Annotated in this window: 23 protein-coding genes and 1 pseudogene; 10 read left to right on the top strand and 14 right to left on the bottom strand. The window is 65.0% G+C overall.

Annotation, left to right across the window (positions count from 1 at the left end; translation table 11 throughout):
* Positions 1-6: 6 nt before the first annotated feature.
* Both FGL94_RS13875 and FGL94_RS13870 read right to left on the bottom strand, forming a co-directional pair.
* Complete coding sequence (locus tag FGL94_RS13875; protein ID WP_144926477.1) at positions 7-726, bottom strand: SDR family NAD(P)-dependent oxidoreductase; 720 nt, start codon at positions 724-726, stop codon at positions 7-9.
* Positions 727-794: 68 nt separating this feature from the next.
* On the bottom strand, positions 795-1,979 hold the full coding sequence (locus tag FGL94_RS13870) for a PLP-dependent transferase (RefSeq protein ID WP_144926992.1): 1,185 nt from the start codon (positions 1,977-1,979) through the stop codon (positions 795-797).
* A 58-nt stretch (positions 1,980-2,037) separates the two neighbouring features.
* Between FGL94_RS13870 and FGL94_RS13865 the strand changes: the two genes are divergently transcribed.
* Positions 2,038-2,427 (top strand): antibiotic biosynthesis monooxygenase family protein, encoded by a 390-nt coding sequence (locus FGL94_RS13865; RefSeq protein WP_144926474.1) that lies wholly within the window; start codon positions 2,038-2,040, stop codon positions 2,425-2,427.
* Between the two features lie 177 nt (positions 2,428-2,604).
* Here the strand turns inward: FGL94_RS13865 and FGL94_RS13860 are convergent, their stop codons facing one another.
* Positions 2,605-3,054: a DUF5995 family protein gene (locus FGL94_RS13860; protein WP_277752633.1), complete on the bottom strand. Its 450-nt coding sequence runs from the start codon at positions 3,052-3,054 to the stop codon at positions 2,605-2,607.
* Positions 3,055-3,083: 29 nt separating this feature from the next.
* Positions 3,084-4,325, bottom strand: a complete 1,242-nt coding sequence (locus FGL94_RS13855; RefSeq protein WP_144926468.1) for an RNA-guided endonuclease InsQ/TnpB family protein — start codon at positions 4,323-4,325, stop codon at positions 3,084-3,086.
* Between the two features lie 330 nt (positions 4,326-4,655).
* Here FGL94_RS13855 and FGL94_RS13850 point away from each other — a divergent pair, with 330 nt between their 5' ends.
* The gene (locus tag FGL94_RS13850) at positions 4,656-5,597 is read left to right on the top strand and encodes a hypothetical protein (protein ID WP_144926465.1); all 942 of its coding nucleotides are present in this window, start codon (positions 4,656-4,658) and stop codon (positions 5,595-5,597) included.
* A gap of 49 nt (positions 5,598-5,646) precedes the next feature.
* Here the strand turns inward: FGL94_RS13850 and FGL94_RS13845 are convergent.
* Positions 5,647-6,426: pseudogene (locus FGL94_RS13845) on the bottom strand (RNA-guided endonuclease InsQ/TnpB family protein); the annotation flags it as partial.
* A gap of 86 nt (positions 6,427-6,512) precedes the next feature.
* On the opposite strand from FGL94_RS13845, the gene FGL94_RS13840 reads away from it, so the two are divergent.
* Complete coding sequence (locus FGL94_RS13840) at positions 6,513-7,394, top strand: mechanosensitive ion channel family protein (protein WP_144926462.1); 882 nt, start codon at positions 6,513-6,515, stop codon at positions 7,392-7,394.
* Positions 7,395-7,556: 162 nt separating this feature from the next.
* On the opposite strand, the gene FGL94_RS13835 is transcribed toward FGL94_RS13840, so the two are convergent.
* Positions 7,557-8,438: a hypothetical protein gene (locus tag FGL94_RS13835; protein WP_144926459.1), complete on the bottom strand. Its 882-nt coding sequence runs from the start codon at positions 8,436-8,438 to the stop codon at positions 7,557-7,559.
* Between the two features lie 123 nt (positions 8,439-8,561).
* On the opposite strand from FGL94_RS13835, the gene FGL94_RS13830 reads away from it, so the two are divergent.
* Positions 8,562-10,493, top strand: a complete 1,932-nt coding sequence (locus FGL94_RS13830; protein ID WP_144926456.1) for an aldehyde ferredoxin oxidoreductase family protein — start codon at positions 8,562-8,564, stop codon at positions 10,491-10,493.
* Positions 10,494-10,580: 87 nt separating this feature from the next.
* Here the strand turns inward: FGL94_RS13830 and FGL94_RS13825 are convergent, their stop codons facing one another.
* Together FGL94_RS13825 and FGL94_RS13820 are read right to left on the bottom strand one after the other, a co-directional pair.
* A complete protein-coding gene (locus tag FGL94_RS13825; RefSeq protein ID WP_144926452.1) occupies positions 10,581-11,624 on the bottom strand; it encodes a DUF1611 domain-containing protein in 1,044 nt (347 codons plus the stop codon).
* Between the two features lie 40 nt (positions 11,625-11,664).
* Positions 11,665-11,958 carry a DUF4242 domain-containing protein gene (locus tag FGL94_RS13820; protein ID WP_144926449.1) on the bottom strand — a complete coding sequence of 98 codons (294 nt, stop codon included), beginning with the start codon at positions 11,956-11,958 and terminating at the stop codon, positions 11,665-11,667.
* Positions 11,959-12,190: 232 nt separating this feature from the next.
* On the opposite strand from FGL94_RS13820, the gene fer reads away from it, so the two are divergent.
* Positions 12,191-12,595, top strand: coding sequence for a ferredoxin Fer (gene fer, locus FGL94_RS13815; RefSeq protein ID WP_144926988.1), 405 nt, complete (start codon positions 12,191-12,193; stop codon positions 12,593-12,595).
* 37 nt (positions 12,596-12,632) lie between these two features.
* On the opposite strand, the gene FGL94_RS13810 is transcribed toward fer, so the two are convergent.
* From FGL94_RS13810 to FGL94_RS18405, 3 genes are all read right to left on the bottom strand, one after another.
* Entirely contained in the window at positions 12,633-13,175 is a 543-nt protein-coding gene (locus FGL94_RS13810; protein WP_206664928.1) for a hypothetical protein, read from the bottom strand.
* Between the two features lie 51 nt (positions 13,176-13,226).
* Positions 13,227-13,523 carry an ArsR/SmtB family transcription factor gene (locus FGL94_RS13805; RefSeq protein ID WP_144926446.1) on the bottom strand — a complete coding sequence of 99 codons (297 nt, stop codon included), beginning with the start codon at positions 13,521-13,523 and terminating at the stop codon, positions 13,227-13,229.
* Positions 13,524-13,606: 83 nt separating this feature from the next.
* Positions 13,607-13,765: a hypothetical protein gene (locus FGL94_RS18405; RefSeq protein WP_186313419.1), complete on the bottom strand. Its 159-nt coding sequence runs from the start codon at positions 13,763-13,765 to the stop codon at positions 13,607-13,609.
* Positions 13,766-13,874: 109 nt separating this feature from the next.
* Here FGL94_RS18405 and FGL94_RS13800 point away from each other — a divergent pair, with 109 nt between their 5' ends.
* Positions 13,875-14,177 (top strand): amphi-Trp domain-containing protein, encoded by a 303-nt coding sequence (locus FGL94_RS13800; RefSeq protein ID WP_144926443.1) that lies wholly within the window; start codon positions 13,875-13,877, stop codon positions 14,175-14,177.
* A gap of 66 nt (positions 14,178-14,243) precedes the next feature.
* Entirely contained in the window at positions 14,244-14,987 is a 744-nt protein-coding gene (locus FGL94_RS13795; RefSeq protein ID WP_144926440.1) for a class I SAM-dependent methyltransferase, read from the top strand.
* A 106-nt stretch (positions 14,988-15,093) separates the two neighbouring features.
* Here the strand turns inward: FGL94_RS13795 and FGL94_RS13790 are convergent, their stop codons facing one another.
* The 3 genes from FGL94_RS13790 to FGL94_RS13780 all read right to left on the bottom strand — a co-directional run bounded on the left by FGL94_RS13790 (position 15,094) and on the right by FGL94_RS13780 (position 18,747).
* Positions 15,094-16,812 (bottom strand): pyrroloquinoline quinone-dependent dehydrogenase, encoded by a 1,719-nt coding sequence (locus FGL94_RS13790; protein ID WP_144926437.1) that lies wholly within the window; start codon positions 16,810-16,812, stop codon positions 15,094-15,096.
* 11 nt (positions 16,813-16,823) lie between these two features.
* Entirely contained in the window at positions 16,824-17,726 is a 903-nt protein-coding gene (locus tag FGL94_RS13785; protein WP_144926434.1) for a hypothetical protein, read from the bottom strand.
* 745 nt (positions 17,727-18,471) lie between these two features.
* Positions 18,472-18,747 carry a hypothetical protein gene (locus FGL94_RS13780; protein ID WP_144926431.1) on the bottom strand — a complete coding sequence of 92 codons (276 nt, stop codon included), beginning with the start codon at positions 18,745-18,747 and terminating at the stop codon, positions 18,472-18,474.
* A gap of 168 nt (positions 18,748-18,915) precedes the next feature.
* On the opposite strand from FGL94_RS13780, the gene FGL94_RS13775 reads away from it, so the two are divergent.
* From FGL94_RS13775 to FGL94_RS13765, 3 genes are all read left to right on the top strand, one after another.
* The gene (locus FGL94_RS13775) at positions 18,916-21,183 is read left to right on the top strand and encodes an AAA family ATPase (RefSeq protein WP_144926428.1); all 2,268 of its coding nucleotides are present in this window, start codon (positions 18,916-18,918) and stop codon (positions 21,181-21,183) included.
* Positions 21,184-21,315: 132 nt separating this feature from the next.
* A complete protein-coding gene (locus FGL94_RS13770; protein ID WP_144926425.1) occupies positions 21,316-22,476 on the top strand; it encodes an ABC transporter substrate-binding protein in 1,161 nt (386 codons plus the stop codon).
* A 71-nt stretch (positions 22,477-22,547) separates the two neighbouring features.
* Positions 22,548-23,396, top strand: a complete 849-nt coding sequence (locus FGL94_RS13765) for an ABC transporter permease (RefSeq protein WP_144926422.1) — start codon at positions 22,548-22,550, stop codon at positions 23,394-23,396.
* Positions 23,397-23,432 lie beyond the last annotated feature (36 nt).

Below are 23,432 nucleotides of genomic sequence, written 5' to 3'. Positions count from 1 at the left end.
GACGCGTCAGATGAACTCGGAGTTCTGCGGGCCGTTCGTAATGTGGACCTCGAACGGCTGCGTACTGACGTCGTCCTGTTCGACGAGGTGCCAGTAGGTCTCGGCCATCTCGTCGGGAGCGATGAACGTCTCGCCTTCCCGGTCGGGGAACCGGTCACGAACGCCCGGGGAGTCGATCTGACCGTCGATGACGACGTGCGCGACGTGAACCCCCTCGGGACCGAACTCCTGGGCGATATCCATCGCCATCCCGCGGGCGGCGAACTTCGCGGCCGTGAATCCGATCGCGCCGCCGAGGCTCCGTACGGCGGAGGTCGCGCCCGTGAAAATGACCGTCCCGCCACCGGTCTCGAGCATGTCGCCGACCGCCTCCTGCGAACAGACGAACGCGCCGCGCCCGTTGACCGCCCACGCCCGTTCGAATTCCTCAACGTCCGCGTCCATGAGGCCCTTCCATGAGGCGGCACTCGCGTGATTCACGAGGACGTCGACCGGCCCGAATCCCTCTCGAACCGCCTCAAACCCGTCTCGGATCTGATCGACGTCGGTGAGATCGGTCTGGACGGCAAGCCCCTCACCGGGAGCCGGAAGATCGTCCGCGAGTTCCTCGATGTAGTCCTCCGAGCGAGCGAAGAGTGCGACCTGACAGCCCTCGGCTGCGAATTTTCGTGCGAGCGATTCCCCGATCCCCGGACCGACACCTGCGATAACGGCTGTGCGCGTCATGGGACGACCTACGAACCGGACCGGCAAAGCCGTGGTGACTGTCTCCCACTGTTCCGTCGAGGTGGCGTTTACGGGAGCGCTGTCCGGAGGTCGTTACGGAGGTCATCGACGTCTTCGATACCGACCGACATCCGGACGAGGTTCTCGGGAATCTCAGCGGTAGCCGGCCCGTGACCAACCTCATCGGGAATCATCAGTGAGGGTACCTCGATCAAACTCTCGACGCCACCGAGGCTCGCTCCGGGAGTGAATATCTCGAGCCCTTCGACGAACGCTTCGATCTCGGTGAGCGTGCCGTCGAACTCGAAGGAGAGCATCCCGCTATACCCGGACATCTGTTCGGCGGCAAGGTCATGTTGCGGGTGGCTTTCAAGCCCCGGATAGTGGACGCGATCGACCCAGTCGTGGTTCTCGAGCAGTCGAGCCACTGCCATCGCGTTCTCCTCGTGGTCTTCCATCCGTGTCGGCAACGTCTTGATCCCTCTCGCAACGAGATAGCAGTCGAAGGGCGCGAGCATGTTTCCGAGTCCGGTCTGCTGGGAAAACGCCACGTTCTCGAACACCGCATCATCGTCGGTGACGACGGCGCCACCAGTCGAGTCGGAGTGGCCGTTGAGGTACTTCGTGGTGCTATGGACGACGACGTCTGCACCCAGTTCGAGCGGCGCTTGGAAGTACGGGCTCGCAAAGGTGCTATCCACCCCGAACGCGACGCCGTGGCCCTGAGCGATGTCGGCGATCGAGCGGACATCACACAGACGCAGCAGCGGATTGGACGGCGTCTCCACCCAGATCAGGTCAGTTTCGGAGTCGACCACCGCAGCGACGTTTTCGGGATCACAGGCGTCGACGAAGTCAACGTCGATACCGAACTGCGCCGCGAGCAGTTCTGTGAGTAGCTTTTCACTACCGCTATAGACGGAGTCCGACGATACGACGTGACCCCCCGGCGGAACCAGCGATAGCATCGTCGTCGAGATAGCGGCCATCCCCGAGGCGAACACCAATCCGTGTTCGCCGCCTTCGAGGCGGGCGATCTGACCTTCCAAGGCCGCCCGCGTCGGATTGCTCTCACGCGAGTACGCGTGTTCAGTGACTTCGTCAGTACCGGCCCACTCGAAGGTGGTCGAGAGGTGCAACGGCGGGATGACGTCGCTTGGTCCGCCTTCCGGAGGACGTATGCCGTTCGGATCTGATCCGACGGCGAGCGTTTTGAATTGGTGCTCAGGGGAACGGTTAGTGTCTCGTGTCATCGGTGAATCGACGGTAAACCCGTTTGTGTTATCCACGTGGCAGGGCAAACAGGTGTCGATGTATCTCGTCACGTTTCGTCTTGATCCGGGAGAGTACGACGAGGAATTCCACGAATTGAACGACACGATACAGGCGGCCGCCGAAGACACAGACGGGTATCTCGGTGAACGTACGTGGAACAACCCCGAAAGTGACGAGGTTCTCGTTGCCTACTACTGGGAGTCGCTCGACGGACTCGAATCGTTTGGAGCGGATACAGACCACAGGCGAGCAAAGCGACGGTGGACGGAGTGGTACGACGCGTTCGAAGTCACCGTTACGGAAGTGCTCGAACGGTACGGGGGCGGGCTCGGCGACGGCGGCGATCCACCCTGTTCTGATCCGATTCCGGTCAATACAAGGGACTTACAGACCAGTGCCGGTCTACTCCCCTTCCCCTTTCGGTAGGAATGCCTTGCGAGATACAGAGAATGAATTCAGCAGGTCGTGTGTAGCCGGCGTGCCCCAGAAGATACCATAATCTGGAACCGTTGTCCATATAGATTATAGATGGAGCTCCGGTGTGACCGGAGCGGTACGGCCAGTCGTCGGTTCCGCGCCGCAATACCGGTGGGCCGCCAATACTCACGGAGGCCTCTCTGTATAGTTATGGAATGTTTCCGCGAAAGACGAGAGGTCGAACTCGTTCGTTTCGATGTCTCGCAGTACCGCCATCGTTTCCGGACTCGCCTTCGGCCGTAACAGGAGATACGCCCCACCCGTCGCAGTCCGGCTGAGAATCCACCGGGTGTACTTCTCCACCAGCATCCACCTGACGTCGGACCGGAGTACGGCCACCTGCCACGCCATTTCCCTGGCCGTTTGGAGGTTCAGACCAACGATCGAGTCGTCCAACTCCCCGAGTTGGTCCCCAATCCGTGACAGCCCCGGGGCGTACCGTTGCGAGAGTAAGTCCTGCTGGACGCTCACCAGCCGGTAGAGGATGTCGTTGATCCGGTTGTGATCAGCGTACTTGTCGGGGCGATCCGGGTCCAGTCCGATCTCCGAGAGCGCCAAGGCGAGATCGTAGTTGATGTGCGCGTTGATGCGTGAACTACCCTACCCTACTCGCTCACGGCTTGCGCCGTTCGCTCCTTGAGGGTAGGGCTTCCTGTTTCTACGACGCGCTTTGCAGATACAGGCGTATCCACAGAGAGCGCAGTCTCCACAGGCGGTGATTCGGAGTGTCCCACTCCTAAGTCTTCGAGACCGCGAGAAAGGATGTTCCACGCCGCGTTCGCGTCCCTGTCCGCCTCAAACCCGCAGGCGGGACAGGAGTGTTCACGGACCCACAACGGCTTGTCGGTCGAAACGCCGCACCCCGCGCACTCCTTGGTCGTCCCTCTCGGATTGACCGCGACGAAGTGCGTCCCCTCTCGCTCACACTTGTATTCGAGCAACGAGAGGAACGTTCGCCACGCGGCAGATGCCGTGTTGCGGCTGTTCGACGGCGACTCCATCATCCCCTTCACATTCAAGTCTTCAACCGCCACAAAGTCGTACTCCCGAGCGTAGTACGCAGAGAGCTTGTGTAAGAAGTCACGGCGCTTCCGTCGGAGATCGGCGTGACACTCCGCGACTCGTCGCCGTTGTTTCTCCCAGTTGTTCGACCCATGCTGTTTGCGCGAGAGCTTCCGTTGCTCGCGTTCCAAGCGGTCACGTTCGTCCGAGAGGTCGAGCGACCCGACCGCCGTGCCGTCCGTGTCGTGGGCGTACTTGAGTATGCCCACGTCGATACCGACGCACTGCTCGGGTTTCTCAGGCGGTTCGGGTGGTTCACGAGCCATTTGGACGCCGAAGGTGGCGAACCACTTGCCCGTCGGTTCCTTCTTGACCGTGACCTGCTTGAGGTTCGCGTCGTCGGGAATGGCGCGGTGGAGCCGAATCGGTATGTCCGCGAGTTTCGAGAGTGACAGGACAGCCTGACCGCCCTTCTTGTCGAGCTTGAAGCCAGACTGACTGTACGTGAAACTGCGGAACTCCCGCGGTGGCTTCCATTTGAGTTGACCGACGCCGTAGCCATTCTCCTTGAGTGCGGAGAGACCTTTGAGATTGTCGAACAGACGCTCTACGACGGTTTGGAGAACCTTCGAGTACACGTCCGAGAGGCCGTCCCACCACTTCTTGAGGTCGGGGAGTTCCGACCGAAGCGTGGTCATGGACGGTAGTTCGCCGTGTTCGTCTTGGTACTCGTTGAGGCGGTAGAGCGTGTGGTTGTAGAGTTGCCTACAAATGTCTCGGTGGCGGTCCAACTCCTCACGGTGGGCGTCGGACGGCTTGAGACGGTACTTGTAGGCGTAGTACATCCGTTACTCTCGTTCCTCGATGAGTTCGTCCAACTGCTCTCGAACGAACGACGAGAGGTTGAGGTGTTGGTCCTCTATCCACTCGCCTTGGTCCTCCCGGATGGTGATTGTCTTCCGTTTCACCGTAATGCATGGTATACACGTTATACGTATGATAGTTTTGGTGAAGCGTTGGCCTGTGAGCCGAGCGTCGAAGGTGTTTGAGAACTGTGCGGCGCTGTATCCCCTCCCTGCTCGCTCCCGTTGGTCGCTCGCTGAGGAAGGGGGCTTAGCGCCTCAATCAGCTAAACGGAGAGAACACTCATTAGACTCGTCGTTGTCCGTTATAGTATGTGGCTCGGAACACCACTACAGACGGACGCTGGTATCTCGCTGCGAGCACCGACATCGGACATCTCCGGGTCGGCCGAGTTCGAGGAGGCGGCACCGCTGTCCATCCGCCTGCGCGGGTTGAACGTCACCGAGCGCCGTGACGTTGACCTCCCCCTTATCGGTAACAACGACCTTATCGTGGTGACGAAAACCCGATTCGGGAGTGAACCCCCGGTCTGCCGCCTCCACGCCCTCGAACGCGAAGTCGAACTCGGATGGAAGAACGATTTCCTCTACGACGTCTTACTGTCGTTACGCGATTTCAGCGACAAGCGACTCACGCTGGAGGTGAAGGTATACGACGTCGATGGCGTTCCCACCTGGCTGATTGAGCGGGTGGACGAGCTCGCTCCGCTGACCGAGATCGTCTTGCCGGCACTCGCGCCCGTTGGCGACCTCCCCAAGATGAGCGGCGAGAAGCTGCTGCAACTGGTCGACGACATCAACGATCACGACGCGATCATCGATCGGCGGATCACACTCGAGAAGGATCCACGGGACGACCGCCAGCCCCAGCTCCAGCCGTGCTATCTCGTCTGTTTCGATGACTCGGCACCGGAGGATGACTACGAACTCCAAGAGGACAGACAGGTGTGTACCGCTGACGGAGCCTCCTACGACGGAAACTACGCGGTCTTCGAACTCGCACGGGAGCAGTACGAAAAGCGCGAACAGGAACTCAGTCAGAAGGCTGCCAAGCTCATGACGGAACTGAACGGCAAGGGACAGTCTGACGAGAAAGCAGCCGTGGATTTCCTCCTCGACACGATGGAGTCTTACGACAACTTCTCGAAACTGAAGCGCGCGAAAGAACTGCAGGCCGAGGACAGCCTCACCGAAGCCGAGCAGAACCTCCTCGCTGACCTTCGCTCGATCGACGAGGTCAACGAGTTGCTGTGAGTAAATCACCTCGGGGTCAAGCCCCGAGGCTTTCGCGTGGACTCCCGTTCTATGCCTCAGCCGAGGCAGGGGGTATGTACTCCCCACTCACGTTCAGTGTCCCGCGATTCAAGCGCACATCTACGGGTGCGCCTCCATCGTCTGCGTTTTGCCGATGACGGAGATACTGTAGACCGATGTTCTTCGCAGCGTTGTAGTCGGCATGGTTCTCGTATCCGCACTGCTGACACCTGAACGTCTCACCCGACCGATTGTCCGGGTGGGTAAACCCACATGTCGAACATCGCTTCGATGTATTGCGTGGGTCAACCTGTACGACGTCGACGCCGTGCTCGTTGGCTTTGTATTCGACGTATTCGTAGAGGCGTCGGAACGCCCAGATGTGTTGCCACGTCGCCTCGGGAATGTTCTCCCGAATGTGGGTTAAATCCTCGAACACGATGTGCGAACAGTCGTTCTCGATGGCCTCCTCGATGAGTTCGTTCGCCACTGTGTGTAGGTATATTTCGAAGCGTCCGTACTCTTTCTGTCCGACGCTCTCGATGTTCTCGTGGGCGTGTCGAGAACCGCACTGCTGTAGTGATGCACGGCGTTTCTCATACTCCCGACGCCAGTGGTTGAACTCGTCTGCCGACCAGAATCCCCCCGTCGAAGCAACGGCGAGGTTGTTCACGCCTAAATCCACACCAAGAACTGTTCTGTGCTTGGACTCGGATCCAGATGATTCTTCGTCTACTTCGACTTTCCGCATTGAGGCGTGGAGATACCACTCACCGTCGCGGTACTGCAAGTGCGCCATCCGAAACTCGAAATCCTCGTCGGAAACGTACGCCAATTACCGGCCTCAGCTCCGGTCCCGCGTCGGTACTCCAGTCATGGTGTGTCTTTAAATATTGCCGGAGTAACATATGGTGTATGGTAACACCCATACAAGGAGTCGCTCTCGATCCACAACAGTACGTCCCACCGCTTGTCAGTGCGGTCACGACGGTTGTGTTATTCATCGTCGTGTTCGTGATCATCTATCTGCTCGGGAAGTATTTCCTAACCCGAGCGGTGGAACACAGTCTCAGGCGTCGGGACTTCGATGAGACGCTCGTCGGCCTCATGGTAAGCACGACAGTTGTGGTCATCGCCGTCGTGGCAGTAGCGCTAGCCGCCACAGTTGCTGGCTTCGGCGTCGTCCTGGCTGCGTTCGCGACCCTCGCCGGTGCGCTCGCGCTCGCCGTCGGCTTCGCGGCCCAAGATCTCATCGCCAACTTCGTTGCCGGCGTGTTCATCATTCAGGATGAACCGTTCACGGTTGGTGACTGGATCGAATGGAACGGAAACAGCGGCGTGGTTCGAGACATCCAACTGCGGGTGACGAAACTGGACACGTTCGACAACCAACTGGTCACCGTGCCGAACAGCGATCTCGCGAGTGCAGCGGTGATCAATAACGTGGCGAACGATCAGCGCCGGGTGTCGGTTGATTTCGGTATCGGGTACGACGATGACACCGGCCAAGCGCGAGATGCCATTATCGATGAGGGGACGCAGATCGACGGCGTTCTTGAGGAGCCTGCACCTACGGCACCGGTCACAGGACTGGGTGATTCGGCTGTGGTGCTCCAAGGGCGGATCTGGATCGATCCGAACGAGAGTAGCTACGGGGCAATACGTGCACAATTCGTCGAGGCGGTCAAGCACCGCTTCGATAGCGAAGGGATCGACATGCCGTACCCCAACACAGAACTCTCAGGTGGTATCGAGGTCACAAACGCCGGCGAATTCGAAGCGGTCACCAGCGACTGACCACAGCCGGAGTAAATAGCGGTTCCGAGGAGTACCGGCGAGGGTGAGAAATCCCGTGGAGTGTGACGCTGCTGAACGGCGTTTCCCCTCTCGAACAGCTGACTCGGAGAAGGCACAGCCGTCCGATCCGGAGGCGGACGTCGACGAGCTCCGTCGCTCGGGTCAGGGCGACGGCGACGCGGTCCGATCGGGCGGCTCGGTACCGTCCACGCGTTCGATCCACGTGTCCGCGGCAGACGCGGGCACCACGTGGTCCCCGAGCAGGGTGTCGCACTCCCGACACGCCGACCGGACGGCGACGTGCGGGCGACGGCAGCAGTGGTCGAGCCGTTCGACCGTCGTCTCCGTGGGGGAGTCGCACGCGGGACAGCGGTCGACGCGCAGCCGGAGGCCGGTCAGCACGTCGCGTCGGTCGTCGCGGTCGAGGCCGCCCCATCCGTCGAGACGGTCGTCGAGTTCGGCGGCGAGCGCCGTGTCCACGGCGACCGCCTCGGTCGAGACCCAGCGGTGGATCCCCTCGCCGTCGACCTCGAACGACGCCGACCCCAGCGGCCTGACGTCGTCCGCGCGCAGCGCCACACGGACGTCTTCCGCGTCCGGATCACCCGGCCCGACCCTGTCGCGGACGGCGGTTCGAAACCCGTCGGCGAGAACGACGGCGCCGTCGTTCTCGGCCAGCACACCCGCCCGCGACAGCGTCGTCACGACCGCCTCGTCGTCGACCGATTCGAGGACGGGGCGGTCGGTGTCCGCCTTACCGAACGCGTCGAGAACTCGGTCGGGAAAGTATCGACGCGTGATCGCGGGCGTCCCCGGGATCAGGTAGCCGCGCAGCGCGATCGCGGCCAGAGCGACGGCGAATACGGTGCCGCCGACGCCGGTCGCGACGCCGCGAGATCCGCCCGCGGCGAGACCGACAGCCGTGACCGCGACCGCGGCGACGACGGCGAGCGCGACGTTCAGCACCGTGCACGGCAGACATCGATTCTCGCCCGTGTACTCCGGCCGGCGGAGTCGGTCAACGACGGCGTTCCGGTCACCCATATCCAGGGATACCGGTCAACGGTGATAAACGTAGGGCGTATGACCGATTCGCGATCCGATAGGCGGGTCAATAATGGCAATAATTAACACACAGAAGCTCAAACACTAATGTTGAACACTGCCATGACTGAAATGGGCGGCTACAGGGACCGAGTGGCACAGGTCGATCTCGGCGACGGCGACGTCAGCTACGAGGGCATCGACGAGGAGGACGCGGAGAAGTACATCGGCGCGCGCGGACTCGGGGTGAAGTATCTCTTCGAGGCCGGGCCGGACGTCGACCCGCTGGGACCGGAAAACCGGCTCTCGATCATGACGGGCCCGCTCACGGGGACCCAGACCGTAATGAGCGGCCGGATCGCCTTGGTGACGAAGTCGCCGCTGACGGGAACGGTGACGGACTCGCACCACGGCGGCTGGTCCGGCGCGCGGCTCAAGTGGGCCGGACTCGACGGGATCCTGCTCGACGGCGCGAGCGACGACCCCGTCTACCTGTTCGTCGAGGACGGCGAGGTCGAGATCCGCGACGCCTCCCACCTCTGGGGGAAGGAGACGCACGACGCGATCGACATGCTCGGCGAGGAGGTCGACGGGTCCGTCGGCAAGAACCTCTCCGTGATGACGATCGGACCGGGCGGCGAGAACGGCGTCCGATACGCCTGCGTGATGAACGAGGACGACCGCGCCTCTGGCCGGGGCGGCACGGGCGCCGTGATGGGCGCGAAGAACGTGAAGGCCGTCGTCGTGAAGAGCGGTACCGACATGCCGAAGCCGGCCGACCCCGAGACGTTCCAGGAGGGGTACCAGCAGGCGATGGGCGTCATTCAGGAGTCGGAGGTCACCGCGCCCAACGAGGGCGGGCTCTCCGTGTACGGGACGAACGTCCTGATGAACGCGACCGAGGAGATGGACGGGCTCCCGACGAAGAACGCGAAGTACACCTCCACGAGGGCGTACGGCGACGCCGAGGGGGCCGACATCGACGCCGAGCGCGTCTCCGGCGAGAACGTGGAGGAGAACATCCTCGTCAACGACCCGACCTGTCACTCCTGTCCGGTGGCGTGCAAGAAGGAGGTCGAGGTCCAGCTCCAGCACAAAGGCGAGGACATGAACGTCCACATGGAGTCGTACGAGTACGAGTCCGCGTTCGCGCTCGGGCCGAACTCGGGACACACCCACCGCGACGAGATCGCGCTGATGATCCAGCGCTGCAACCAGGTGGGCGTCGACACGATCGAGGTCGGAAACATGATGGCGATGGCGATGGAGATGAGCGAGGAGGGCAAGCTCGACGGCGTCGGCCACCTCGACTGGGGCGACTCCGAGACGATGATCGACCTCATCGACGAGATCGGCTACCGCTCCTCGGACCTCGGCGACCTCCTCGCGGAGGGAGCGGACCGCGTCGCCGACGCGAAGGACGCACACGACAACTCGCTGGCCGTTAAGGGGCAGTCGATCCCGGCGTACGACCCGCGCTGCATGAAGGGGATGGGGATCGCGTACGCGACCTCCAACCGGGGCGCCTGTCACCTCCGGGCCTACACGCCGGCGGCCGAGATCCTCGGGATCCCGGAGAAGGTCGACCCGTACGAGTGGGAGGGCAAGGGCGAGCTCACCGCCACCTTCCAAGACCTGCACGCGATCTCGGACTCGTTCGACATCTGCAAGTTCAACGCCTTCGCGGAGGGGATCGAGGAGTACGTGCTCCAGTACAGCGGCATGACCGGCCGCGACGTCACCGAGGACGAGCTGTTCGAGGCCGGCGAGCGGGTGTACAACCTCGAGCGCTACTTCAACAACCTCGCCGGCTTCGACGCCGAGGACGACGACCTCCCCGGGCGCTTCGTCGAGGGACACCCGGACGCCATCCCCGGACAGGGGGGTAGCGAGGGCGAACTCTGCGAACTCGACGAGATGAAGGCCGAGTACTACGAGACCCGCGGGTGGGTCGACGGCGTCGTTCCCGACGAGAAGCTCGAGGAACTCGGGATCGAGGTCGGTCCCGGCACCGGCGTCTCCGCCGGCGACTCCGCGGCCCCCGCCGACGACTGACCGCGACCGCGCCGCGGTCACCGTCAGCCGTTTTTTCTACCGTCGCGCGCGACGAACGCGGGTGAGCGACGGCGACGCCCGGCGTCCTCAGTCGAGGTCGACCGCGTCAAGGAGCGCGTCCGCGTCGAATCGAAGGGGGTCGGTCGCCGGCGCGCCGAGCCGCTCGGCGAAGTCGGCGATCGCCCCGCGCGCCGCCGAGGGCGTCGCGACGTTCATCGTGTTGAGCGCCCCCGCGATCACGGTCGTCGGTGCGACCGGCGCGGCGAGACGCTCGTACAGGTCGACGTGGGCCGGGATCGACGGCAGGTCGACGTCGTACCCGTGCATGAGTTCGCGGCCGGCCGAGTGACAGAGGACGAGACCGTCCGGTCTCGCGCCGTGGAGGAGCCCGCAGATCTGTCCGGAGGACCCCGGATGACAGATGGCTCCTTGCCCCTCGACGACGAGCAGGTCGTGGCGCTCGCCGCGTTCGCGGACCAGCCCGTCGACCACGTCGTGGACCCGTCCGGTCGGGACGCGGCCGAGCGAAACCCCCGGCCCCTCAAGTAAGGCGCCGACGTGGCTCATCGGTACGAGCGCCGCGTCGATCCCCCGCTCTCGGGCCGCGGCGACGAGTTCGAAGGCCGTCGAAGAGGCTCCGACGTACCGATCGGTCCCGACCGTGAGCAGGACCTCTGCGCCGATCTCGGCGGCGCGGCCGGCCTCTCTCGGCCGATCCGGCGGCGGCGCGCCGACGTCGACGATTCGCCCGTCGCCGTCGGCCGTCAGCCGCTCGAACTCGGGAGCGTCGACGGGGAACCCCGCCTGGGAGACGACCACGTCGCTGCCGACCGCGAGCGCGGCGCGCACGTCCCGGCGCACCGGCTCCGACAGGTCGGCGATCGGACCGTCTCGGGCGAGGTCGATCCCGACGTACAGCGCGTCGACCGGCTCGTCGACGTCGTCGAACTGCCGCACGATCGGGATCTGCGGGAGCGTCCGGACGAGCTGTGAGGTGACGGGGGACCGCCTGGCCGTGTCGATCACGGCGACGACCTCCGGGCGCCCGTACCGAACGAGTTCGATCGCCGCCCGCGCGTCGTCCGGGAACCGGTCGTGGGCGAGCACGGCGATCCGGTCGTGGTGCGTCATCTGGTCGCGCGTCCGTTCGTGGCGGGAGGCCCGCCCGTGTTCACTCACCGGACAGCGGTTCGCCGCGTCGAGTCACCTTCGTCGCCGGGAGCCCGGCGCGCTCCGCGTGCTCGCGCACGGCGTCCTCGCTTTCGGCCTGGTAGTGACAGAACGTGCCGACGATACCGCCGTCTCCGTCGGTCATCACCTCGGAGTCGACCCACCGGATGTCGACCCCCTCATCGCGGAGTTCGGAAAGCGTCTCGCCGGACGCCTCGGCGGCGGCGTCCAGTTCGTCCTCGGTTATCGGCTCGGGCAGTTCGCGCAGGATCAGGTAGTCGTTGGTGTCGCTCATACGCAGTCGAAGGGTGCGTCTCCCGGGATTGTAACTTTTTCTGCGCGTCTCGTCGGCGCGTCGGGGGCGGTCTCTGTGCCGGCGACATCCGTCGTGTCCGGGAGTTCTTGCCGTGACGTTTAGGTACGTGGGGTGGTATCACGGATGTATGGCCGAGGACTCCAGCCTCCCGAACATCAAGATCGGAAGCGACGCGGCCAAGGATCCCGACTTCGAGGGAGGCGAGACGGAGGTGTCGACCGTCGAGTACCTCGACTACGAGGTCGTCGACGCGAACGACTGGGGGATCGACGACGACGACCTCTTCGAGAAAGCGGCCGCCGCCGACCTAGACGAGGAAGAGTACGGCACGATGGAGGTGAGCAGGAACCGAAAGATCCTCGACGCCGCCGAGGACAACGGATTCGAGTGGCCCTTCTCCTGTCGCGCCGCGTCGTGCGCGAACTGCGCCGGGATCCTCGTCGACGGCGAGTTGGAGATGGAAATGAATCTCATCATCACCGACGAGGAGGTCGAAGAGCGGGGGATCCGGCTGACCTGTCAGAGCAAGCCCACGACGGACCACGTCCGCCTGATCCACAGCGCGAAACACCTCGACTACCTGCAGGACCGCGTCATCGGCGAGCGCGAGGTCTGACTGGGCGCCGGCGCCGCCGGAACGGTGCCGACGGTCCTCACTCGTCGCGACTCGCGGCCTCCAGTCGCTCGGCCGGGGCCTGCTCGACGACCCCCGCCTCCTGCATGCGTCTGACCTCGGAGAAGTCGACGTCGATGTCCTCCTCGTCGAGCGCCTCGAGCACCGCAGTCAACACCAGCGACATCTCGTCGACTCGACCCTCGACGCTGTTGAGCTTCTGGAAGTTCCGCTCCGCGAACCCCGTGAGGGAGTCCGAGAGCTCCGAGACGTTCTGTTCGATCCGCTGTGAGTACCGTTCACCGAGGCTGATCCGAGCGAAGTTGTCCAGCTCCTCCAGTTCGGCCTCGAGCGCCTCGATGTCCCGTTCGATCTCGGCGACGCGCTCGTCGATCAGCGTCTCGATCTGGCGCTCGATCGCTCCGTTCGAGCCCGGCTCGACGTTCGCGTCGCCTGCCACCTCACCGTCTCGCTCCGTCTCGTCGTCCGCTGCTGGCTCGTCGTCCGCCTCGAGTCCGGCGACGACGGTCGGGTCCTCGGTCTCCTCCGGTTCCGGATCCGGCGTGTTAGGCAACGTAGCCATACGGTGACAATTGACACAACGGGGCTTAAATTTTGGTGGCGCTGCGGCGGGTCACTCGTCGCCGACCGGTTCCGTCGCTCGCTCCGCGCCGCGCTGCAGGATGAATCGGCGCTCCGGCGGCGGGGAGATGTCGAGTTCGACCGTCCGGATCAGTCGGTAGTACTTCCGATTACCGTCCCAGAAGTGATCGACGAGGTCCTCGTCCTCCAGCACCGAGAGGTGGTGTACCGCCGATTTACCGTTCATTCCGACGGCGTCGGCCAGCTCCGTGACGTACATCGGTCCGTCCGACAGCTGCTGGATGATCCGGAGCCGTTGTGCGTTTCCCAGCGCTTCGATCAACGACATCGTCTACGTCTCAGTACAAGGACACAAAAGCGTTTCTTAGGGGGTACCGATCGGGACCCGACTCGCGGCGGAAGCCCACGGCGTCAGTCGTGGGCCGCCGACGGTTCGGGCACGACGGCGTGACACTCGGTGCACTGCCAGCTGTCCTCGTCGACCTTCCGGTGGTGCTTTCGGGACGAAGCGGTTCCGCCGCGGTACCACTCGACGCCGCACTCGGGGCAGGTAGTCGGGATCCGTGCCATACCAACTCGATCCGTACGAGAGATAATCAACGTTCCCCAAGGCCCCAATCCGAGGCGAGCGTGTCAGACGGTCACAAGACATAAGATTGCAGACGCGTATCGTGAACGTATGGCCGACGATGTGGAGTTTCCGGAGTCCGAAGAGAGCGACAAAAGAACGGTTTCCGACGGGTTCTTCGAGCGGGAAGTGTACCTCTCGGCATCCGAAACGGCCGCGTTCCTCCGGTCGGTGGCAGACTCGCTCGAGGACGGCGATGAGCTCACGATCAGCGGAGACGACTGGGAGATCCCCTTCGCGTTCGCGGAGCCGATCGAGGTGGAAGTCGAATTCTCCTCCCGGCGGGAGCGCGAACTCGAACTCGAGGTAGAGTTCACCGAGCGCACGGAGGGCGGGGGGATCGACGCGGCCTAACTCTCGCCGCCCGAACCCCGCCGGTCGACGTCGTCGAGGGTGGCGACTGCACCAAGAAGACGCGCGATGTACTGGTTCGGACTGTATCACTGGCGGCGTCGGGTCCGAGCGCTCGGCGAGGGGCTCGTCGTCGCGATCGCCGGGATCGCCCTGGTACGGCGACGGTCCGGGCGGGCGAGCCGGGTCCTCGCCGCCGTCGCAGTCGGGATCGGAGGGACCCGCGCGGCCCGCACGCTCTCGACGTTGGCGTCGCCGCCGCCGTGGAGTCTCGAGCGGTACAAGTACGATGCGCTCGCCCGGAATCTGCCGCTCGCCGACGCGGGTCGCGTCCTCGACGTCGGCTGCGGGACCGGACGGTCCCTCGCCGGGCTGGCCCCCCGGCTCCCCGGATCGGCGACGGTCGTCGGGAGCGACGTCTTCGACGACAGGGTGATTCTCGGTAACGGTCCCCGGCTCGCTCGACGGAACGCTCGGCAGGCGGGGGTGGCGGTCGAACCGGTCCGCGGCGACGCCGGCGCCGCTCCGTTCGTGCCGGACTCGTTCGACGTCGTCACGGCGTGTCGCGTGCTTCACGACCTCCCCGCCGAGCGCCACGGCGCCGCGCTCGAAGAGCTCCGCCGGGTCTGCCGGGCCGACGGTGCGGTCGGGATCCTCGAACTCCCGATCGTTCCGGACGCCGTCGACGTCTCCCCGGAGCGGTACTGGCGGACCCGCGTCGCCGACGCCGGCCTCGCCATCCGGACCGTCGAGCGCGTCCCGCGACGCGACGGCGGCGAGCCGTACGTCGTCCTCGTCGCGACGCCGGCGTGAATCGTCCGTCGCTCCGACGCAGGGGACGCTCCCGCGAGGGAGTCGCGGCGGCGGCGCTCCGACGGGGCCGTCGATGTGCGTCGAAAAATGATGGGCGGCGAGCGGATTACGCCTCGAGCGAGAACACGCAGAGCCGGTCGTCGCGGCCGGCGGTGCCGCGGCGGAGCCAGCCGCTGCCGCCGACCTGAATGGCCACGTACTGCTTCTCTGTCTCGGGGTCGTACCAGCTCATCGGGCTGCCGGAGATGGCCGTCTCACCCGTGGAGTACTCCCAAAGACGGTCGCCGGTCTCGCCGTCCCAGGCGATGACGTCGCCGTTCTGGGTCCCGCCGAAGACGACGCCGCTCTCGGTGGTCAACAGCCCGCCCCAGATGTAGGCGTCGCTGTCGATCCAGTCGCGCCAGACGAGCTGTCCGGTCTCCGGATCGATAGCGCCGACGGCGCTGATGTGGTCGTTGTACCCCTCCGGAGGCTGGTCGATCTCGTCTTCGAGGATACCGCCCCAGTACTTCTTGCCCTCTTCGTACTCCTCGAACCGCCACCAGGCCTCCTGGGGCGAGTTGTTCATCTTGAAGTACGCGAGGCCGAGCTCGGGGTTGTACGCGGGCGGCTGCCAGTCGTTACCGCCCATCGCGCCGGGCATGAACGGCATCCGCCGGCCCTCGTCGATGTGCGGGATCATCCGGAACATGTTCAGCTGCTGAACCCCCGGCTCGCTCCGGTTGAGGAGCTCGCCGGTGTCCGCGTCGAGCGTGTAGCCCCACGCGGTCTTTCCGAAGGAGACGACGGCGTCGCCCTCGAAGTCGCGGTGCTCCATCTCGAAGTCAGGGATGAGCAGCCGGGGCGCCGCGGAGTCGTAGTCCCACACGTCGTGGGGAGACTCCTGGTGGAACCACTCGCGCTCGCCGGTCTGCATGTCGAGACAGAGCGTTCCCGCGCTGTTCCGGTTCGGTCCCGGTCGGACGGAGCCGTCGAAGTCGGGGCCGGGGTTCCCGACCGGCATGTACAGCTTCTCGTTTTCGGTGTCGATCGTCGCCGTCATCCAGTTGGTCGCACACGATTGCTCGATGCTGTCGCCGACCCACTCCTCGTCGGGCGACGTCATCGTGCGCCACACCTCGTCGCCGGTCTCGGCGTCGAGCGCGACGTGGAAGCCGCGGACGCCGTACTCGCCGCCGGCGCTGCCGGTGAACACCTTGCCGTCGTACACCACCGGCGCCCACGTCGCGGAGTATCCGGACTCGTGGTCGGCCGTGCCCGTGTACCACTCTTCCTCGCCGGTGTATCGGTTGAGCGCGACGACGCCCGAGTCGAGCGTCGTCATGAACACCTTGTCGTCGAGGATCGCCACGCCGCGGTTGTTGTCGTCACAGCAGAGAACGACGTCCGACGGTACCGCGTACGTGTAGCTCCACAGCACGTCGCCCGACCGCGTGTCGATCGCCTTGACGTGGTTCGGTCCGTTCGACTGGTACATCACCGGCGGATCGCCGGGGACCACCAGCGGCGTGCCCTCCATGCTGGACTCCGCGCCGACGTGGAGCTCGTACTCGAGCTCGAGGTCGCCGACGTTTTCGGGAGTGATCACGTCCGCGGTGGTGCAGCGGTGCTGTTCGTAGTTCCCGCCGTACGTGAGCCACGCCTCCGGATCGTCCGCCGAGTCGATGATGTCCTCCTCGGTGATATCCTTGCGCGGAATGCGATCGGTGTCGTGCTGGTGGGTAACGGACTCCTCGGGCGATCCGAGCACTCGATACCCCTGATCTGTCTCACGTACGACCGTGTCCTGTGCGGCCTTGACCGCTCTGTCTTCTTCTATTGCCATTGTTGAACCTCCTAACGTGCCGGACTCGGAGCGCGCATCTCTTCCGTGATCCAGTACACGTCCTTACATATCTCCTCTTGATTGACGATCGCGATCGCGGCACCGCCGGTCAGCGCGGCTACCAGCTGGGAGTCGCTCATCGCTCCTCCTTCGGCGATGTCGAGCGCCGCCCGCGCGATCAGATCCACGCCGGCGAGCATCGCTTTCACGTCCCAGTAGCCGTCGTCGAGGATCTCCTCGGTAACGAGCACCTCCTTCTGCCAGAGGTGGACGTCCATGGAGTTGATCCACAGCAACGCCCCGCCCATAGCGCGCTTATGGAGCGGTGGGACGTGTTCGACATCGAACTCCACGTCGCTCGGGATCTCTTTCGTCGGGACCCACCGAGCGAGGCGAGTGTTGTTGTTCACCACGTTCATCACGAGCACTGTCCTCTCTCGCTCATCGAACCCGAGATCTCCGAGTTCGTCGCCCAACGCGTCGAGTCGAACCAGCTCGTGTGCCGTTCGCTCGATGTGGTCCGGCGTGAACCGCGGGAGTCGCTCCTCGAGGCTCTCGAAGAACCCGGTCTCGACGAGGTGATCGTAGAGGCGCCACGCGGGCTGGATGACCTCACGATACAGCGCCTCCGGCTCTTTCTCTCCGTCCGGAATCCCCGCATCACGGATCTCTGGGAGCCGAGCGATCTGCTCTTCGAACGCCGCGAGCTCCGACGCGAGCAGTTCGGCGTCGAGCTCCCCCGAAAGGTCGTCGCGGATCGCCTCGCCCATCGAGGCGAACTCCGGATCTGTTTCCGTCTCGACTGTTCGTCTGAGCTCCGATAACGTAGGTCTCTCGCCGACATCCGACCGACTGATTCCGAGCGTATCAGTGAGTTCGTCTCGGCCGTCGATCGTGATCTGTGGTCTCGTCATAGTGGTATCGTGGTGCGGAGACACCATGTACCCGCAGTATTGTGTGGTACTTTGAACCATATAATAATTATTATAACAATGTGACATGATTGCGCGATCGACGTCACAGTCGGTCATCGCTCCGATAAGCGTCGGCGGAGATTTCGCCCCGCGTCAAGGAGTGGTACCGATCGCGGGACGCGACGGGACGATCACCGGCCACGACGAGTGACTCGAGAGCTACAAATCGACTTCCGAAACTCGGCAGCGTCCGGGTTCGGCGGAGCCAGATACGTGACCGCTCCGCCGTAACGTTCGGAACGTCGGCGTTTAATACCTAATATCTTATATTTTTGGCAGCCATACCGGACATACATAATATATATTATAAATAATATATAATATAAGGGATGTTAGTTATGTATCCGGAGCCACTATTTCGATGCCCGAACAGAGATTACATCCCTATAGGTGTAATTGAAATCTGGCCGCCAGATAACTATCGATATTCTGGAATGTGTTCGGGGGACTCCGGTCGTCTCCGCGGTATTCGCACAAACATGATACCGAATTAATATCAATATGGTCGAGTCGATGGTGGCGCGCGGCGGTAGTCGTGCCAACACCAATTGGGTCGACGACGGGGATCACGGTTGCGTTCCGAACCGGTCACCGACGTCGGCCCTCGGTTCGTTACCGGCATCGGCCCGGGGGTCGCTCTCCCCACCCTTCCCCGATTTAGCCGTGAGTCGTCGGTTCTCCCGTGTTACTCCTCGATCAGGACGACATCGCCGGCTGACCCGCACGCGGGACATTCGAGGACGCCCTTCGTGTCAGTGATACTCTCCCGTCGGGGGAACTCCGCACCGCACGCCTCGCACCGTGCGTTGTTCCGGTCGATGCGCACTCCGTCGGTGGGGTTCCCCTGAACGAGACCGGAGCCGCAGATCGGACATTCGAGTGCGGTCGTACCCCCCGTCTCGGCACGCGACCGCGGGAACCACGAGCCGCAGTCCGCACAGCGCGCGTTTTGACGCGTCATGCCGAGTCCCACGTGCGCGGTTCTCTTCAACGTACGGTTGGAGCGGCGGTCTCGATCGCCCGGTCGAACCGCCCGGAGCCGGAATTTCGGGGCCGGTAGGTCCCTACGGTCGCGGTGGCGTCCCACGGTTTCATTACGCTTCCCGTCGTCGTCCCAACGGAAACAACCATGCCAACGAACCACGACCGAAAGTCGGAGGCGACCCTCCGCGTCGCGTCGGTGCGGGGCGACGCGAACGACGACGACAGCGTGGTCCGAGTCGACTCGGACACGATGGGGTCCCTCGGGGCGAGTCAGGGCGATGTCGTCGTCCTCGAGGGACCGCGGGGATCGGTCGCCGCGAGAGCCTGGCCCGCCGCACCCGACGACGGCGGACTCGTTCGGGTGACCCACTGGATGCGGCAGTCCCTCGGTGCCGGCGTCGACGACACCGTCGCGGTCCGACTCGCCGCCGCGCGCGACGCGGACGAGGCGGTCGTCGCGCTGCCGGACGCGGTCGACATCGACGACGCGCTCGGGTTTACCTTCCGCGACGCGCTCGTCGACCGGATCCTGGCGGCCGGACAGGTCGTTCCGGTCGCCCTCGGCCTCGAGTCCGTCCCCGGGACGCCGGAGCGCACGGTGCCCGTGAAGGTCGTGGAGACGAACCCGTCCGGCCCAGTCGTCGTGCGGGAGGGGACGCGGTTGAGGGTGTCCGAGGAGCCCGCGACGGACGTCGAACTCCCGGCGGCGGGGCCGGAAGGGCACGCGACGTACGACGATATCGGCGGTCTCGACTCCGCAGTACGGCGGATCCGGGAGACGGTCGAGATGCCCATGCGGAACCCGTCGCTGTTCCGACAGCTCGGTGCCAATCCACCGACCGGCGTGCTGTTACACGGGCCACCGGGCGCGGGAAAGACGCTCCTCTCGAACGCCGTGGCGAACGAACTGGACGCCCACGTCGTACGGATCCGCGCCCCCGAAGTGACCTCGAAGTACCGAGGGGAAAGCGAGGAGCGTCTCCGTGACGCCTTCGCGGAAGCGACGGCGGAAGCGCCGTCGCTTCTGATCCTCGACGAACTCGACGCCATCGCCGGCGACCGATCCCGCGGCGGGGAGGAAGGCGGTCGCCTCGTCGGACAGCTGCTCTCGCTGCTCGACGACTTGGACGAGCGGGACCCCGTGATGGTGGTCGGGACGACGAACGAGGTCGACGCGATCGATCCGGCGCTCAGGCGGCCCGGCCGGTTCGATCGAGAGATCGAGATCGGCGTTCCCGATCGCGACGGCCGCGAGGAGATTCTCGAGGTCCACACGCGGGAGCTCCGTGTGAGCGACGGAGTCGACCTCGACGCCTACGCGGGGAACACCCACGGGTTCGTGGGGGCGGACTTGGAGAGCCTGGTGACGGAGGCATCGATGAACGCGCTCCGCCGCGTATGGCCCGATCTCGCCGACGACCCGGAGACCGCACCCCCGGAGGTCACCGCGTCGGTCGCGGTCACCGACGACGACTTCCGGGCGGCCCTGCGGGAGGTCGAGCCGTCGGCGCTCCGAGCGATCAGCGTCGAGGTCCCGGATATCACTTGGGACGACGTAGGGGGGCTCACAGCGGTGAAAGAGCGGCTCCGCGAGACGGTGCAGTGGCCGCTCGAACACCCCGAGGCGTTCGAGCGGGTCTCGCTCGCTCCCGACCGCGGGATCCTCCTGTACGGCCCGCCCGGGACGGGGAAGACGCTGCTCGCGAAGGCGGTCGCCAACGAGAGCCGGTCGAACTTCGTCTCGGTGAAGGGTCCCGAGCTGCTGGACAAGTACGTCGGCGAGTCCGAGAAGGGGGTTCGCGAGGTGTTCTCGAAAGCCAGACAGAACGCGCCGACGATCGTCTTCTTCGACGAGATCGATGCGATCGCGGCCGAGCGCGGCGGATCGACCGACGCGAACGTCGGCGAGCGCGTCGTCTCGCAGTTGCTCACCGAGCTCGACGGATTGGAAGAGATGGAGGACGTCGTCGTCGTCGCCACGACCAACCGGAAGGACCTGATCGACGACGCGCTGTTGCGGGCCGGTCGGATAGAGCGGCACCTCCGCGTACCCCGACCGGATGCAGCGGCGCGGCGGGAGATCTTCTCGGTTCACTGTCGCGATCGACCGCTCGCCGACGACGTCGACATCGAGGCCCTCGTCGACCGAACGGAGGGGTACGTAGGCGCCGACATCGAGGCGGTCTGTCGCGAGGCCGCGGCCGCGGCGATCCGAGAGTACGTGCGCGACCACGACCGCGACGTCGACGGGATCCGGATCACCGGCGACCACTTCGATCGGGCGCTCGACGAGATCGCTCCGAGCGAGTCCGAGGAGGAACCGGCCGACGGGTCAGCGGGAGATCGCCCCGCCGAGACGGAGGCAGACCGAACCGCCGAGTCGACATCGAACCGGCCCGATGAGGGACGCTGACCGCGGTCTCACGCGATCCACGTACCGGGCCGCCCGACCCGCGAAACTCAATCACAGGGCCGTCGAATCCGGGCACTGATAAATGATTACGGAAAACCATTATGTATTGGCGTTCACATGATGTCAAACGAGATGATCCGATCCAGGCGAGCGATCCTCGCCACCCTCGGAACGGCCGCGGTATCGGGGTGTACCGGCCGCTTCAGTGGCGACGGCGACGACGGCGGGGGGAACGGGGACGGCGACGACGGCGGCGACACCACTAACGGCAGCGACGGCGGCAGCGATAGCGACGGCGGCGGCAGCGACAGCGACGACGGCGGCGAGGACAACGCCCTCGCCGTCGAGAACCCGTCGCTACTGCTCAACTGGCGGATAAGCGGACTTCACGCGCCGTACTTCGCCGCGCAGTCGCAGGGATTTTACGAGGACGAGGGGTTCGAGTCGGTCGCGATCGAGAGCGGCGACGGGTCCGATTTCTCGGCCCAGCAGGTCGCGCTCGGCAACACCGAGTTCGGCGTCTCCAGCAGCGATCAGATCCTCGGTGTCAACGACGGGGACCTCTCGCCGCTGGCCGTCGGGATCGTGATGCAGCGGAGCCCCGTCGTCGTCTTCTCGTCGCGGGAGCGGTTCGGCGAGGAACTGACGGACCCGTCGCAGCTGTCGGGCGCGACCGTGGGGAGCGGACCCGGGATGGTCCGACAGATGATGCGCGGGTATTTCGAGGCCACCGGTGTCACTGACGTCGAATACGTCGATACCGGGTTCGACACGGTCCAACAGCTCCTCAACGGGGAGATCGACGCCGCGGGCGGCGTCTTCGGCGACGTCGTCGACGCGCGCCACCAGGGCGCCGAGATCGACGTGCTGTCGGTACACGACGCCGTCCCGTCGTACGGTCACCTGCTCACCGTCGGGGAGTCGTTCGCCGAGGAGAACCCGGAGACCGTGGCCGCGTTCCTCCGAGCGACCGCGCGGGGGGCGGTGTGGGCCGACCGGAATCCGGAGGGGGCGATCGACGCGCTCGTGGACGCTCAGAGCGAACTGTCGGAGGTCCGGGAGAACCAACGCGCAAAGTGGGACCTGATGCGCTCCGAGTACATGGTCTCCGAGACGGTCCGCGAGGAGGGATGGGGGTGGAGCGATCCGGAGCCGTGGCGGCAGACTTACGAGACGCTGGACGCCGGGGACTTCTTCGACGGGTCGGTCGACCCCGACGCGGTCTGGACGAACGAGTACCTGGACACCGACGACGAGCACATCGGCGATTACGCCGACCTCGTCGACCAGTGATCCCCGCCACGTTCCGCCCGGTCGACGGGCGGACGACGAGCGGCGGCCCCGCGAGCGGGGTGCCGTGAGCGATGGCCGAACCCGAGCGATCGCGCGAGTCGCAGACGCTCTCCGGCGTCCCGAACTGGAAGCGTCGGGAACGTCGGATACGGACTCAGGCCCTCGCGGCGGCGACGCCCGTCGTCCCGCCGCTGCTGTTGTTGGTGGCGCTCGTCCTCGCGTGGCACGCGACCGTCGTCGCGCTCGCGATCCCGGCGATCATTCTGCCGACGCCCGCCGCGGTCGCCGACGCACTCGTCGCCCGCGGCGCGACGCTGCTCGCCGACGCCGCCGTGACGGGCGCGACCGCGGCGACGGGCCTGCTGGCCGGTTGCGTCGTCGGCGGCGTGCTGGCGTTCGCGATGACCTACTCTCGGACGGCGGCTCGGATCGCGTTACCGTACGTCATCGCGCTCCGGGTCGCGCCGCTGATCGCGGTCGCGCCGCTCGTCTTCCTCTGGTTCGGCCGAGGGATCCCCGCCCGCGCGGCGCTGGTCGCGACGCTGACGCTGTTCCCGATGACCGTTGCGACGCTGGACGGGCTCCGGTCGACGCCCGATCGATACCTCGCGCTCGCGCGCTCCGTCGACGCGTCGAAACCGTCCGTGTTCCTCCGGGTGCGCGTCCCCGCGGCCGCGCCGAGCGTGTTCGCCGGCCTCAAGCTCGCGGCGACGCTGTCTATCGTCGGCGCCGTCGTCGCCGAGTTCGTCACTCTCAGGGCCGGTATCGGCTACCGCGTGTTCGTGACCGCGCAACGCCTCCAGACCGCGGAGACGTACGCCGCGCTGGTCGCGCTGTCGGCGCTCGGTGTCGCCTTCTACCTCGGTCCCGTCCTCCTCGAACGCGCGGTGTGGGCGGAGTCGGATTCCTCCCACGGCTGAAGCCGTGGGCTTCCTCCTTGTGAGTCCGCTCCGCCT

Origin of the sequence: Halorubrum salsamenti (assembly GCF_007671685.1) — an archaeon.
Lineage (GTDB): Archaea > Halobacteriota > Halobacteria > Halobacteriales > Haloferacaceae > Halorubrum > Halorubrum salsamenti.
This window is presented reverse-complemented; position numbering and strand designations above follow the sequence as displayed.

Coding starts and splice junctions, on each gene's coding strand:
- FGL94_RS13790 (WP_144926437.1), bottom strand. CDS start 16,812: ATGGCAATAGAAGAAGACAGAGCGGTCAAGGCCGCACAGGACACGGTC.
- FGL94_RS13820 (WP_144926449.1), bottom strand. CDS start 11,958: ATGAGCGACACCAACGACTACCTGATCCTGCGCGAACTGCCCGAGCCG.
- FGL94_RS13840 (WP_144926462.1), top strand. CDS start 6,513: ATGGTAACACCCATACAAGGAGTCGCTCTCGATCCACAACAGTACGTC.
- FGL94_RS13765 (WP_144926422.1), top strand. CDS start 22,548: ATGGCCGAACCCGAGCGATCGCGCGAGTCGCAGACGCTCTCCGGCGTC.
- FGL94_RS13780 (WP_144926431.1), bottom strand. CDS start 18,747: ATGACGCGTCAAAACGCGCGCTGTGCGGACTGCGGCTCGTGGTTCCCG.
- FGL94_RS13805 (WP_144926446.1), bottom strand. CDS start 13,523: ATGTCGTTGATCGAAGCGCTGGGAAACGCACAACGGCTCCGGATCATC.
- FGL94_RS13770 (WP_144926425.1), top strand. CDS start 21,316: ATGATCCGATCCAGGCGAGCGATCCTCGCCACCCTCGGAACGGCCGCG.
- FGL94_RS13850 (WP_144926465.1), top strand. CDS start 4,656: ATGTGGCTCGGAACACCACTACAGACGGACGCTGGTATCTCGCTGCGA.
- FGL94_RS13775 (WP_144926428.1), top strand. CDS start 18,916: ATGCCAACGAACCACGACCGAAAGTCGGAGGCGACCCTCCGCGTCGCG.
- FGL94_RS13835 (WP_144926459.1), bottom strand. CDS start 8,438: ATGGGTGACCGGAACGCCGTCGTTGACCGACTCCGCCGGCCGGAGTAC.
- FGL94_RS13795 (WP_144926440.1), top strand. CDS start 14,244: ATGTACTGGTTCGGACTGTATCACTGGCGGCGTCGGGTCCGAGCGCTC.
- FGL94_RS13870 (WP_144926992.1), bottom strand. CDS start 1,979: ATGACACGAGACACTAACCGTTCCCCTGAGCACCAATTCAAAACGCTC.
- FGL94_RS13785 (WP_144926434.1), bottom strand. CDS start 17,726: ATGACGAGACCACAGATCACGATCGACGGCCGAGACGAACTCACTGAT.
- FGL94_RS13800 (WP_144926443.1), top strand. CDS start 13,875: ATGGCCGACGATGTGGAGTTTCCGGAGTCCGAAGAGAGCGACAAAAGA.
- FGL94_RS13825 (WP_144926452.1), bottom strand. CDS start 11,624: ATGACGCACCACGACCGGATCGCCGTGCTCGCCCACGACCGGTTCCCG.
- FGL94_RS18405 (WP_186313419.1), bottom strand. CDS start 13,765: ATGGCACGGATCCCGACTACCTGCCCCGAGTGCGGCGTCGAGTGGTAC.
- FGL94_RS13855 (WP_144926468.1), bottom strand. CDS start 4,325: ATGTACTACGCCTACAAGTACCGTCTCAAGCCGTCCGACGCCCACCGT.
- FGL94_RS13865 (WP_144926474.1), top strand. CDS start 2,038: ATGTATCTCGTCACGTTTCGTCTTGATCCGGGAGAGTACGACGAGGAA.
- FGL94_RS13875 (WP_144926477.1), bottom strand. CDS start 726: ATGACGCGCACAGCCGTTATCGCAGGTGTCGGTCCGGGGATCGGGGAA.
- FGL94_RS13810 (WP_206664928.1), bottom strand. CDS start 13,175: ATGGCTACGTTGCCTAACACGCCGGATCCGGAACCGGAGGAGACCGAG.
- FGL94_RS13830 (WP_144926456.1), top strand. CDS start 8,562: ATGACTGAAATGGGCGGCTACAGGGACCGAGTGGCACAGGTCGATCTC.